This is a genomic window from Legionella drozanskii LLAP-1 (assembly GCF_001467585.1).
GTDB classification, from domain to species: Bacteria; Pseudomonadota; Gammaproteobacteria; order Legionellales; family Legionellaceae; genus Tatlockia; species Tatlockia drozanskii.
This window is the reverse complement of sequence record NZ_LNXY01000027.1, coordinates 351,417-363,833: the sequence shown is the minus strand read 5'-3', so window position 1 is coordinate 363,833 and position 12,417 is coordinate 351,417. Positions and strand designations below refer to the sequence as shown.

The window sequence follows — 12,417 nt, the reverse complement described above, 5'->3', positions numbered from 1 at the left end:
TCTGTAAAATTGTAGACCATTGTAGTTCCAGTCCAAAAAAAACCAAAATTTTTTTTCCATTTACCCTTGAAAGTTGTAATTGTTGTCCCCATCTGCCAGTCATCAGCAATGCATCTAGAGATTATGCAGGGCTAAAAAAGTCAGAGCTTACTCTGAAAATTATAGGCGATTAATTAAATCAGGAGAGAACTAATATGAAAATTCGTCCTTTACACGACCGTGTTGTTGTTCGTCGTTTGGAAGAAGAACGTACCACAGCAGGTGGTATAGTAATTCCAGATAGCGCTACTGAAAAACCAATGCGTGGGGAAGTTGTTGCGATTGGCGCTGGTAAAGTGTTGGATAATGGCGATGTTCGCGCCTTAGCTGTTAAAATAGGTGATGTGGTTCTGTTTGGTAAGTACTCAGGTACCGAAGTCAAGGTATCAGGACAAGAATTAGTAGTGATGCGTGAAGACGACATCATGGGCGTTATTGAGAAGTAATTTAGATTAAAGGAGATTATTAGAATGGCTAAAGAATTACGTTTTGGCGACGATGCTCGTCAACAAATGCTTGCTGGTGTGAACGCATTGGCTGATGCAGTTAAAGCAACTATGGGTCCAAGTGGACGTAACGTTGTTTTGGAACGATCTTTTGGTGCACCCACTGTAACTAAAGATGGTGTTTCTGTAGCAAAAGAAATCGAATTCGAAAACCGCTTCAAAAACATGGGCGCACAAATGGTTAAAGAAGTTGCTGCTAAAACTTCTGATACTGCTGGTGATGGTACTACTACTGCTACTGTTCTAGCTCGCGCTATCGTTGTTGAAGGCCACAAAGCAGTTGCTGCTGGCATGAATCCTATGGATTTGAAACGCGGTATTGATAAAGCGGTTACTGCTGTAACTAAGAAATTGCAATCAATGTCTAAGCCTTGCAAAGATGGTAAATCAATTGCACAAGTTGGTACTATTTCTGCTAACTCTGACCAAGCAATCGGTTCTATCATTGCTGAAGCGATGGAAAAAGTGGGTAAAGAAGGCGTTATCACTGTTGAAGATGGTAATGGACTTGAGAACGAATTATCTGTTGTTGAAGGTATGCAATTTGATCGTGGTTACATTTCTCCATACTTCATCAACAATCAACAAAACATGAGTGCTGAGCTTGAGCATCCTTTCATCCTCTTGGTTGACAAAAAGATTGCTACAATTCGTGACATGTTAACTGTTTTAGAAGCAGTTGCTAAATCAGGTCGTCCTTTATTGATTGTTGCTGAAGACGTTGAAGGCGAAGCTTTAGCGACTCTAGTTGTTAACAACATGCGCGGAATCGTGAAAGTATGTGCTGTTAAAGCACCTGGTTTCGGCGATCGTCGTAAATCAATGTTACAAGATATTGCTATCCTCACTAACGGTGAAGTGATTTCTGAAGAAGTAGGTACTAGCTTAGAAGGCGCTACTCTGGATAGTTTAGGAACTGCAAAACGCGTTGTTGTTACCAAAGAAAACACCACAATTATTGATGGTGAAGGTAAAGCAACTGAGATCAACTCACGTATTGCACAAATTCGCGCGCAAATGGAAGAAACAACTTCCGATTACGATCGTGAAAAATTACAAGAGCGTGTTGCTAAATTAGCTGGTGGTGTTGCAGTAATTAAAGTAGGTGCTGCTACCGAAATCGAAATGAAAGAGAAAAAAGCTCGTGTAGAAGATGCTCTTCACGCAACTCGTGCTGCTGTTGAAGAAGGTATCGTTGCTGGTGGTGGTGTTGCGCTAATCCGTGCTCAAATAGCATTAGATGGTTTGAAAGGCGACAACGCTGATCAAGACATGGGTATCAATATCCTCCGTCGTGCAATCGAGTCTCCTCTACGTCAAATCGTAGCTAATGCTGGCTATGAGTCTTCTGTAATCGTTAATAAAGTTGCTGAAAACAAAGATAATTTTGGTTTCAACGCAGCAACTGGCGAATACGGTGACATGGTTGACATGGGTATTCTTGATCCAACTAAAGTAACTCGTACTGCATTACAAAACGCAGCGTCTGTTGCTAGCTTAATGTTGACCACTGAGTGCATGGTTGCTGACCTACCTAAGAAAGATGAAGGTGCAGGTGGCGCTGGCGACATGGGCGGCATGGGTGGAATGGGCGGTATGGGTGGCATGGGCATGATGTAAGCCTTTTCCCCTCTGTTCAAAAAACCCGCCTTTAGGCGGGTTTTTTATTTTAATTTCTATGCACGACGCGCATAAAAAGCAATGGATAAAATCACGAGAACCATGCCTGCACATTGCAGCGTTGAGAGTTGTTCTCCGAGAATTAACCAAGCGAGAATGACGGTAGCTACTGGCATGACTGCTGTTGAAAGTGACGCCATGATCCCATCCACTTGCTGCACACCACAATACCAAAAAACATAAAATAATCCTGAGCTTAGTCCTAAAGCAACTAATATTAACCAAGTTGAAGGGGTTAGCGTTAAAGAATTTAAGGGGACAAAGGCATTGAAAGGAAGCAAAATTAATGCATTAATCCCATTAATTATAGAGGAGATCAAAAAGACTGGCAGTCGGTTTGAATGGAGCTTACATAAAACATAGTAGGTTGCTTCCGGGAGCAGTGATAATAAAACAATCGCATCGCCAAAAAAGGAATGATTTTCACCAAGGCCCTGCCATTTGTCCCAGGCAATCACTAGAAGCCCGAGAGTCGCAAAAAGGATGCAAAGTCCTTTTTTCGTGGAAATTTTCTCTCGGAGAATCACCCAGGACATCAGCGCGATAATTGCCGGCAAGGCGCTCGTGATAATGCCGGCCAGATTAGCATCCGTGTAATGCAATCCTAAAAGCATAAGACAATTGAATAAAATTCCGGCTGTGAGAGCCTGAGCAAAAATAAAATACCAATCGCGCCGAGTGAGTTCTAATAAATAATGACGCAGACTAAATTGTTTTGCCGAAGTGAGCCAATGCAAAGGGAGAAGAATTAAAGCAGCTAAGCTAAAACGAAGAGTTAACATGAATAAAAGAGGCAGAGAGGAGACAAGGCATTTGGAAAAAACAATGTTGAGGCCGACCATCGTCTGCGCAAGAATAAGAAAACAAATTCCTTGCAGGAAGGAATAGGTTTTATTTGAAGTCATAAAAACCCTTATATTGCTCATTGATAAGCACAAAGAATAGCAGTAATTTCTGCGATTGTTCTTATCTTTTTAGCGCATCTTCTTTGCAGCAAGCGTCATTTCTCGCCATTGAGATGGGCTATAACCAAAAGTTTGAGTAAACCGCCGACTAAAAGCAGAGAGGTTCTCATAACCGAGTTGATAGGCAATCGCTTCAATAGAAAGCTGTTCTGTGCCGAGGAGAATTTGTGCATGGGATAGTTTTTGGGCTCGCCAATATTCAGCAATGGTTTGCCCGGTCATTTTTTTAAATCGTCGCTGGAGTTGACTTGCACTGAGATGGCAAATTTTTGTCAAAGTTTCGATATGAATAGGTAAGACAAAATGATTATCAATCCATTGCTTCACTTGCAATACTCGGGTGTCGACAGTTGGCATTAAGGTTTGAGACAGCAATTTGAGTAACAAATTTTGGACTAGATAATCGGAGGAGTCATCCGTATTTTCTTGAAGTAGATAGCTTTGCACAAAATGCAAAAATTTTAAGGTAGCTGTTGGGAGTTCAAGAAAAGCAGGCGTGAGTTGAGTATTCGCAATAAAGTTTGGCTCTTTAAGATCAAGCACTAAAAATCGATTTCCTCGACTGGCTGCAAAACAATGTATCTCATGAGGAGCGACAAAAGCAGCAGTATTCGTATGCACAAGACCGAAGTGATTACCCGTTTGCAACTCCATAATGCCATTAATTGGAAAGACCAACTGCGCAAAATCATGGCTATGGCTGCAATTGTAAGTTTCGTAAGAACGAAGAGAGAGCAGTGAGCAAGTTGAAGGCATTATTATAATCTTTAAGGTCAAAAAATAAATTTATTGGTCATTATATCACCAAAAATGATTGTAATTATGTTATAGTAGAGCCTTTTAATAATCCAGGGAAATTTTTTATATGTCGTTGTCAGATAAATCGGATTCAAAAGGCAATCCACGAACTTCAGAGGTTGAGATCAATCTAAGACCCAGCGGAGAACAATCTTTTTTCGAAAAAACGGCTGTTCAAAAGGATCAAATTCAGATTCAATTGCCGGAACTGGAAGAAGCGATAAACCGCTAAGACCCCTCTCCAAATTTTCCTGCGAAGAATATCGTCTTTTTAGTTTAATTTCTGTCGTGGGCGAGGGGGTGTAAAGAGACAGGCTCTAATACCTCCTTCTCCATACTCCCTCTCCCGCGTGCGGGCGAGGGCAAATTTCTAAACGACACGCCATAAAGAATCAAGAAAATATTGCTTCGAATCGGTAAAATTCCTGACAATTTCGAAACCTGTCGCCTGGGCCAGTTTGGCGACCTGGGAAAAAGTATATTTATGTGATGATTCGGCGTGAATTGCTTCAAACTCTTTAAAGTTGAACGATTTTTTCAACGCATCAATATAAACAATTTGAGCTTTATTACTGATTAAATAACTTTCCATGGCCTTCAAATACACATTATAAGTCCCGTAATGATAAAAGGAATCAATATTGAAGTTGGCTCCTAGTTCATTGTTCATGCGCCTTAAAAGGTTTAAATTGAATTCACGAGTAATCCCATCTCGGTCGTTATAAGCCCTCATTAATACATCTATATTTTTGAGCAAATCAAAACCAATAAATACATAATCTCCCGGATGAAGAAAACTTTTCATCATTCCTAGAAATTCTTTAGTAGAATTTAAATCAAAATTTCCAATACTTGAGCCCAAAAACAAAACAAAATTTCGTTTTCTCGATGTCGATCCTAGCCATTTTATGCCGTTTAAATAATCTACATTCAAAGCAACGGTTTCAAGAGTGGGTAATTGTTCATTAAATTGATCAATAATTTGAGTAAGATATTTTCTTGAAATATCAATGGTATAATAACTAAAAGATAAATTTTCATCCAAAAAATGATCAATAAGCAGGCGCGTTTTTATCCCTTCCCCAGGGCCTAATTCGATGAGATTAAAATTTTCATTCTTCAGCAAATCGGCCAAGTCGTTTTTGTAATGGTCTAAAATATCTAACTCACAACCAGTTAGATAGTAATCTGGATGATGAGTAATTTGATTAAATAATTCACTCCCATATTCATCATAAAAATACTTTGAATTAACCTCTTTATTTGATTTAGAAAGACCATGAAGAATATCGTGAATAAATTCCTGTTTATCGTTATGACTAACCTTTGCATTATCTAGTGCTGGAGTCTTAAATTTTGCAGACATTTCATCCCCTCCTTAATTTGTTCTCGCTAAGCGAATTCCGCTAAACTGCCAGCGTTTTTCTGGTTGAAAAAAATTACGATAACTTGCTCTTATATGTGATTTCGGAGTGGCACAACTGCCACCTCGCAGCACCATTTGATTCGTCATAAATTTTCCATTGTACTCCCCCAATGCGCCTTTAAGTGGCCTAAATCCGGGATAGGGCGTATAAGGACTGGCTGTCCATTCCCAAAGATCGCCAAAAAATTGCTGCGCCTGTAGCGAGTGTTGAGTCGAAGCGGGTTGAGGATGGTATAAACCATTCTCCATAAAATTGTCGTTTCTCGGTGCTATCCCCGAGGTAACGACAAAATGCTCCCACTCTTCTTCCGACGCTAATCGTGCTCCACGCCATCTTGCATAAGCATCTGCTTCATAGAAACTGATATGACTAACAGGCTCTGCCGGACTTAATGGTATAAGTCCATGTAAGCTAAAAACATGCCATTCATTATTTTGATTGTGCCAATATAAAGGGGCCTGCCAATTATTCTTAAGAACGCAATCCCAACCATCTGCAAGCCACCAGCAAGGTTCTTTGTAACCACCGGCTTCGATGAACTCCAAATATTCTTCATTGGTGGTTAATCGAGAGGCGATTGCATAAGGAATCAGAAATTTTTTATGGTTTGGCAGCTCATTATCAAAACAAAAATCCATCCCACGGTGACCGATTTCCACCAAACCACCTTCCACATCCATAAAAGTTAATTTGGAACTAACCGCAGAAGTAGCATCCTGGACTGCTGCCTGATAGAGCGGAAAATTAGGGTCGTAAGAAAAGTTGTGTTTAACATCCATTAGCAACAGTTCTTGATGTTGTTGTTCGTGATGGAGTCCGAGTGTTAGTAGCGTGTTTATTGCATCAAATTGTGCTTCCGCGATTTCAGTCAAAAGGTCCTGCATATGCTTATCAATATATTTCCTGTAGGCATAGATTTCTTCAACGGTTGGGCGTGACAACAGACCTCGTTTAGCTCGTGGGTAAGGATTGCCTATTCCCTGATAATAGGAGTTAAATAAATGATGAAAAGAAGGGTGAAATGGTTTGTAGCTTTTTAAATAATGACTGAGTATAAAGGTTTCAAAAAACCAACTACAGTGTGCTAGGTGCCATTTCGGTGGACTTACATCTTCAATACTTTGAATGACATAGTCTTCCGTCGCCAATGGTTGACATAAGCGTTCGGTTTGCTGGCGCACTGTTTTATAGGCACCATTAAGATGTTCGGTTTTCATCTGATAACCCTACAAGCCTTCCGTGGATAACTGCGTTAGCTAAATTATAGTCGGGTTTTGAGAACTATTGGTAACCCTAGTTTAGATTGAGCCTTGAACCAACAACAAATTCAGACACCTCAAAGAATGAAAGGTTGTTGGCCCAAGGTCTAATCTACTATACCAAAGCCGCAGTCTTTTCTCGTTCCCATTGTTTTAAAGGAGAGAGAGAGGGATTAGCCATGGCTTTGACAGGTAAATAAAAAGTTTGCTCCAAGAGAAATTGCCCGCTTAAAGCTGCATGAGAGACATGATCAGTAAATACAATCCAGGTACTTTGAGCGGGAAAATCAACTCGTTGCTTTTTAACTGTTTGTTGATATTCATCACTCAATTTCATGTTGTCGTGTAAATTGAGTTGATAATGGTCGTAAGCAGAACGCAAGGTTTTTGTGGCTTTAATTAGATGTAATAGTTTAGCGCGCTTATAATTGTAGTTTCGAATGTCTGGAGCAAAGCGTTGAAGTACCTGAGTAAACGGTTCTCCCAAATGCCAAACTCTAGGTTCATTAAAAGGATTAACATTAGAAAAAACACGCAGGATGCGTCTTCCATTCACAGGCGTTGCCGGAAAAGAGTCAATATGAAGACGCGTATCATCTTTGCGTTTTGAGCTGACGCGTCCTTTGATTTCTGCAGGGCGGTAACTGGTTCTACCCCAAAGTAAACCATCTTGATATTGTGGTAAAACAGTGTCAATTAGTTCTCTTGCGAATTCTGCATAGCGCAGCATGAAGGCTTTCAGGGTATCCGTTAAATTGGCATTTTTTTGAAAACCCCCTAAGCGATTATTGCGGTAATCAAAACTTACATTTTTATGTTTGCCGTCAAGAATTTTATCGGAAACTAATTCAGTTTTTTCATGAGGTTCTAAATGAAAAGGGTAGGACGGGAAATAAATGACCTTCCCTGATTCTAATGAGGCGAGAGCAAATTTTTTGCTGTCAGTGCTTAATGTGTCTAAGTCATCCACATCGATAGTATGTAGCAGTTGGTCCATTAATGCCCTCACCAGTTGTATAAAAAAATCAAGTCTAACAAATTTTGGAAGTAGGGAGAAATTTTGTTAGCACTTTCTTGCTTCTCTACCTTCTCTCGCACAAGGAATTTGTCATGAATCAACTCCTGTCTCTTTAAAGAAGAAAGAAGAACTATTGGATTGAGAATCTAAAACGGTTGCGTTTTGATTTTTAGCTGAATTTTCTTTTCGAGCCGCTTCAAGCAGACCAACAACCCAGGGTTTCCATATGAACCTTAATCGGGCACTATTTTAACCAACGATGAACAGATTGCATTAATTAATGATTTGACACCCCGTATTGATAAGAAAAGACCGAGTGCAGGCTAAAAAAAATCACTAATGTACAATATGAATTTAACTTGCTCTTACTTGGGTCAAAATATATCATCGTGAATATTTCGGGATTCAAAGGAGCATAAATTGAAAAAAAGCGTACTCTTTAATTTTATAAAAAAAGATCAACTTAATCTTCCTGAAGATATTCAATTAAAATCCGATAGAGAAGATCGTCCTTATTGTTTAGTTCAGTTACCTCTGGAAGATATAATTCTTAAGTCCCAGCAAGATTTTTATTCTTTGCAAGAGCATCACATAAGTATTTATGAAGAAATGAGCGAGTCGGAATCGGTCATTAGTCAATATCATTACACGGCTATCTTTAAAAATGGAAACGGAGAAAAATGTAAATTACATGTGTATTACGATAGTAGTGACAGAGTGACAGGAAGGCCTAGTTTTGCTATTCAACGAGATAGTGAATGGGAAAAAATCTCTACCCCTGATTTAGAGGCGGAATTTGAAAAGCTTGCAAGAGAAAAATGTATTCCTTTTATTTCTTTCACGAAAGAAAAATTAGCCCATCACCTAGCTGAACTTGAAGAGCAATACACTCAACAAGAAATGGCGGCAGCAAGATTGTCTAGGGAGCCATCTAAACTGGCAAAATATAGAGAGGCATTATTGACGCTTGAAGACTCATTAAATGCCTTAATTCCTTTATGTAAACATGATAAATACAAGAATGTATTAAAATTAATAAGAAAAATTCGCTCCACAGTTGAAGAGGAATTAAGTACACCACTAGCAAAGCCAGCAATGCCGTCTGTTAAAGCGGTTAATACTGAGCCATCTACTAATTCTGAACCCGATGTTGTCTCTGCAAAAAGTAAAAAGAAGAAAAAGAAAGCGAAGGGACATGCGGGAGAATTTAATCGACAAGTTAATGAATTAAACATGGGCTATAAGCCTTTGGCGGCAATGAAATTTGAAGAAATTTCGCCAAAAGATATCGATGCTTTATTAGCACTTCATGAAAAATCCAGTATGATTTTTTTAGAATTAGATGATAAAAAAGGCCTTAGTATTACTGTCTTAAATAACTTAAGAATCATAGAAGATAAAGTTGAAAAGTTAGGGGGCAAAATGCTTGAGGCTTTACTTGCTAGTAAACGATTTGATGAGGCGAAGAGACTTATTCCCTTTCATCTTAAGCTTCATAAAGAAAAACTTATTGAACAGAGTTTAACTGAAAGTAATTTTGAGCTTTTGAGCTTTTTAGTTGATTATTGCGGAGTAGAACTCAGTCAGCCAGTGACAGTCAATGACAAAAAATATATATCGATTATTGAATTTGCCGCTGCTAATGGCAATGAAAATGGCCTATTCCTGCTAGGTGTTTTGGGGTCCTTTCTTGAAAAGGAGTTCTCTCCAAAAGGAGACGTTAACGAATGGTCTGAATCATTTAAAAATGTTAACAATATGGTGGCTTCGCTCCCCTCAGAACAGGCTGCATTCATTCAGTTTGGAAAAGAATTAGGGAAAATTTTCGTAGCAGAGAATCCAGAATTACTACCGGAGATACACAAGGCAATGGGGCTTCCTCGCCGTCAGAGGAGCAACCATTCTCATCGCCATGCAACCAATAGACATGGCTTCCATCATCATCCTGTGACTCCTCACTCGAGTCGTCCTGCAGTCAGTGACACTTCGACGCCATTAAATATCGATAAAGAGTTAGAAAACTTAGGAGAATGTTTAGTTATGTAGAATTTCCAGATTTATTGTCAAGCTGTCTTTGCTTTAGAATGGAATCCTTATATCGGGCACATCACAGATAGTGTGATGTTATGCCCCTTATTTTTTGAGATTCCGATAGAATTTATGCACACCCTAATGCTAATAGGAGTCGCCTACATAGGTAATGTGGTATCCAGGCCTTGTTTTATAAGCGCAGGCTTAGGAAGCGCGAGCAAGAAATTTGAATATTATGAGTAAGTATTTAGTTATTACTGATAGTGATTTTTTCTTCATCAGTGTCCTTATGCTCAGAAGTGACTTGCGTGGAGTTAAAAATTACTTGTAATTCTTGTTCTATTTCGAGCATATCCCGTACTTAGTTGTAGCATATTCTCATCGTTATTCTCTTTAATCTCCCATTCTTTTTCTTTTTCCTGAGGATTTTCATGAGCGTTTGGATTAGCTCGCATGTCTTCCTCCAGGTCAATTGATTTCATATTTGTATTTAATATGCACATATAAACTAAACTAATTAAGTGGGTATTAATGAACCCAGGGTGAGGAAGGGGAGAAATTTGATTGAAATAGCCACACAACTTTGCAAGATTGTGGAGAATCACATATTATTTTTAAAATACTTGGATAATGTTAATAATGAACTGTAATAATAGAACAGCAATTTTCCGTTTTATAGTCTGGTTTTTTCTAGCTAATACACTCCTCTTTTGGTTATTAGGCTTTGAGTATCTAAAAGCAATTTTACTATCAAAAACCTTATTTATTAATACAGTGGCAAATTTTACCAGCATAGGCGGTAAAATATTCGTCATTTTTTTCGCTATTATAAATTATCTAAGTTACATGATGTTACTAGCTTTTATTCCTGCTACAGTCTTAATTTTGATTGCTTATTGTTTGCCTAATCGTTGGCTCATTTGGGCTTTAAGTATCCTGCTGAGTACAGTCAGTATTGTGTTTTTAATTGCGGATACGCGCATCTATTTGATGTTCAAGTTTCATCTTAATTTTTTGATCCTATCGTTAGCTTTTCATACCCAATGGAATGAAGTTTTTGATTTTTCTGCACGAGAATTAACCTACTGTGCGCTACTTATTGCTGCAGTTTGTCTGATAGAAATCTGCTTAGCGTGGTTGGTTTGGAAGAAAATTGTTTTGGCCGAGCGCTTAAAGGTTGGCCATTCAATTGCTTATATTTGGCTTGGTGGTTTTTTATTTAGCTATTTTACTTTGGTATTATCCATCGCGAAGTATAATAATCTTTTTAGTCAGCAAATCCCTAATTTACCCCTTTATAATCAGATTGTTAGTTATTTAATTCCTGATAAAAATGCTAAGCAAATTTTAAATCGATATAGTGAAAGTAATTTTGCGCAGCCTATCTTTTCTAATGACAAATTAAATTACCCGCTCCACACAATGAGTTGTGATAAACAAATTCATCCTTACAACATTATTTTAATCATGGTGGATTCGCTGCGTTTTGATAGTTTACAAAAAGAATATATGCCAAATGTCGCTCAATTTGCTAAAAAAACTTGGCATTTTCAAAACCATATGAGTGGTGGAAACTCTACTCAACCAGGATTGTTTTCAATTTTTTATTCGATACCAAGTAGCTATTGGACCGCTGCATTAAAGCAACAAGTTCCAGCAATTTTAACGGACTTATTGATTAAATACGGGTATTCAACCCACGTTTTTTGGTCGAGTGTTTTATATAATCCTCCTTTTGATAAAACCATTTTCACTGGGTTTAATGATCTCGATATTAATGGTTCGCATAAAGATAATGTTGGCGACAAGGATAGAGATATCACGCAAAAAGCGATTGATTTTTTAAACACTAAAAATCATAAAAAGCCATTTTTTCTTTATCTTTTCTATGACGCACCTCATGGTTTTTGTCGCCAACAAAAATTTCCCGCACCTTACCAGCCAATCGAAGAGGAATGTTCGCGCATTAACTTAACCAATGAAATTAATCCTTTGCCTTTTTATAATCGTTATTTGAACGCGGTTAATTTTGACGACCAAGAAATTGCGAAGGTATTAAACCGGATTGAGCAACAAGGATATTTAGATAATAGTATCGTTATTTTTACGGCCGATCATGGACAGGAATTTAACGATAATAAACAAAATTATTGGGGTCATGCTGGAAATTTCACTCAAGCACAAATCCATGTGCCCCTTTTTATTCATTGGCCTGGCCAGTCACCGCGTTCAATAGAATACCTTACAACCAGCTATGATATTGTTCCAACTTTAGTGAAGCATTTATTTAATTGCAATAATCCCACACATGACTACAGTATTGGTCAAGATTTGCTGATTGAAAAAGGGCGCTTGCCTTTTTTTATATCAGGTAGTTATATAAACATGGGAGTAGTTGAGCAAGATCGCCTGACCACGTTGCAAGTATCTGGAGACATTACAATTACCAATCCAAGAGCAGAGCCAACCATTAACGCCGAACCGCGGGTGGAGCGTATCAAAAATGCATTGACAATTATGCGTCAGTATTATGCTAAATAAATGAGCTGAATCTGCTGCCTTAGCGAATCTGCAACTTCTAGTTCCTAGCTGAAACACTCTTAAGTTGTACTAATCGATGAGGGCGACCTCATCGGCTTTAAAAGCAACTAATCTAAGCAATATTAAGTTATCTCTCTCTATTTAAAAGTGTAG

At 38.4% G+C, this 12,417-nt stretch carries 11 protein-coding genes; 5 read left to right on the top strand and 6 right to left on the bottom strand.

Going from position 1 to position 12,417, the window contains the following annotated elements; all coding sequences use genetic code 11:
* Nucleotides 1–194: 194 nt before the first annotated feature.
* Nucleotides 195–485: a co-chaperone GroES gene (gene groES, locus Ldro_RS10790; RefSeq protein WP_058496427.1), complete on the top strand. Its 291-nt coding sequence runs from the start codon at nucleotides 195–197 to the stop codon at nucleotides 483–485.
* 24 nt (nucleotides 486–509) lie between these two features.
* Nucleotides 510–2,165 (top strand): chaperonin GroEL, encoded by a 1,656-nt coding sequence (groL, locus tag Ldro_RS10785; protein ID WP_058496426.1) that lies wholly within the window; start codon nucleotides 510–512, stop codon nucleotides 2,163–2,165.
* A 56-nt stretch (nucleotides 2,166–2,221) separates the two neighbouring features.
* Here groL and Ldro_RS10780 read toward each other — a convergent pair whose 3' ends face one another.
* Both Ldro_RS10780 and Ldro_RS10775 read right to left on the bottom strand, forming a co-directional pair.
* Nucleotides 2,222–3,130: a DMT family transporter gene (locus tag Ldro_RS10780; protein WP_083497954.1), complete on the bottom strand. Its 909-nt coding sequence runs from the start codon at nucleotides 3,128–3,130 to the stop codon at nucleotides 2,222–2,224.
* 69 nt (nucleotides 3,131–3,199) lie between these two features.
* The gene (locus Ldro_RS10775) at nucleotides 3,200–3,946 is read right to left on the bottom strand and encodes an AraC family transcriptional regulator (RefSeq protein ID WP_058496424.1); all 747 of its coding nucleotides are present in this window, start codon (nucleotides 3,944–3,946) and stop codon (nucleotides 3,200–3,202) included.
* Nucleotides 3,947–4,055: 109 nt separating this feature from the next.
* On the opposite strand from Ldro_RS10775, the gene Ldro_RS16350 reads away from it, so the two are divergent.
* A complete protein-coding gene (locus Ldro_RS16350) occupies nucleotides 4,056–4,220 on the top strand; it encodes a hypothetical protein (RefSeq protein ID WP_157066487.1) in 165 nt (54 codons plus the stop codon).
* Between the two features lie 138 nt (nucleotides 4,221–4,358).
* On the opposite strand, the gene Ldro_RS10770 is transcribed toward Ldro_RS16350, so the two are convergent.
* The 3 genes from Ldro_RS10770 to Ldro_RS10760 form a co-directional block, all read right to left on the bottom strand.
* On the bottom strand, nucleotides 4,359–5,354 hold the full coding sequence (locus tag Ldro_RS10770) for an L-histidine N(alpha)-methyltransferase (RefSeq protein WP_058496423.1): 996 nt from the start codon (nucleotides 5,352–5,354) through the stop codon (nucleotides 4,359–4,361).
* A 12-nt stretch (nucleotides 5,355–5,366) separates the two neighbouring features.
* Nucleotides 5,367–6,632: an ergothioneine biosynthesis protein EgtB gene (gene egtB, locus Ldro_RS10765; RefSeq protein ID WP_058496422.1), complete on the bottom strand. Its 1,266-nt coding sequence runs from the start codon at nucleotides 6,630–6,632 to the stop codon at nucleotides 5,367–5,369.
* A gap of 157 nt (nucleotides 6,633–6,789) precedes the next feature.
* Nucleotides 6,790–7,671: a Kdo hydroxylase KdoO gene (locus Ldro_RS10760; protein ID WP_058496421.1), complete on the bottom strand. Its 882-nt coding sequence runs from the start codon at nucleotides 7,669–7,671 to the stop codon at nucleotides 6,790–6,792.
* A gap of 441 nt (nucleotides 7,672–8,112) precedes the next feature.
* Here Ldro_RS10760 and Ldro_RS10755 point away from each other — a divergent pair, with 441 nt between their 5' ends.
* Nucleotides 8,113–9,738 carry a hypothetical protein gene (locus tag Ldro_RS10755; RefSeq protein ID WP_058496420.1) on the top strand — a complete coding sequence of 542 codons (1,626 nt, stop codon included), beginning with the start codon at nucleotides 8,113–8,115 and terminating at the stop codon, nucleotides 9,736–9,738.
* Between the two features lie 299 nt (nucleotides 9,739–10,037).
* Here Ldro_RS10755 and Ldro_RS16345 read toward each other — a convergent pair whose 3' ends face one another.
* On the bottom strand, nucleotides 10,038–10,178 hold the full coding sequence (locus Ldro_RS16345) for a hypothetical protein (RefSeq protein ID WP_157066486.1): 141 nt from the start codon (nucleotides 10,176–10,178) through the stop codon (nucleotides 10,038–10,040).
* A gap of 184 nt (nucleotides 10,179–10,362) precedes the next feature.
* Here Ldro_RS16345 and Ldro_RS10750 point away from each other — a divergent pair, with 184 nt between their 5' ends.
* Entirely contained in the window at nucleotides 10,363–12,264 is a 1,902-nt protein-coding gene (locus Ldro_RS10750) for a DUF3413 domain-containing protein (protein ID WP_058496419.1), read from the top strand.
* The last annotated feature ends 153 nt before the right edge of the window (nucleotides 12,265–12,417 follow it).

Coding starts and splice junctions, on each gene's coding strand:
- Ldro_RS10750 (WP_058496419.1), top strand. CDS start 10,363: ATGAACTGTAATAATAGAACAGCAATTTTCCGTTTTATAGTCTGGTTT.
- groL (WP_058496426.1), top strand. CDS start 510: ATGGCTAAAGAATTACGTTTTGGCGACGATGCTCGTCAACAAATGCTT.
- Ldro_RS16345 (WP_157066486.1), bottom strand. CDS start 10,178: ATGCGAGCTAATCCAAACGCTCATGAAAATCCTCAGGAAAAAGAAAAA.
- Ldro_RS10775 (WP_058496424.1), bottom strand. CDS start 3,946: ATGCCTTCAACTTGCTCACTGCTCTCTCTTCGTTCTTACGAAACTTAC.
- groES (WP_058496427.1), top strand. CDS start 195: ATGAAAATTCGTCCTTTACACGACCGTGTTGTTGTTCGTCGTTTGGAA.
- Ldro_RS10760 (WP_058496421.1), bottom strand. CDS start 7,671: ATGGACCAACTGCTACATACTATCGATGTGGATGACTTAGACACATTA.
- Ldro_RS10780 (WP_083497954.1), bottom strand. CDS start 3,130: ATGACTTCAAATAAAACCTATTCCTTCCTGCAAGGAATTTGTTTTCTT.
- Ldro_RS16350 (WP_157066487.1), top strand. CDS start 4,056: ATGTCGTTGTCAGATAAATCGGATTCAAAAGGCAATCCACGAACTTCA.
- Ldro_RS10770 (WP_058496423.1), bottom strand. CDS start 5,354: ATGTCTGCAAAATTTAAGACTCCAGCACTAGATAATGCAAAGGTTAGT.
- egtB (WP_058496422.1), bottom strand. CDS start 6,632: ATGAAAACCGAACATCTTAATGGTGCCTATAAAACAGTGCGCCAGCAA.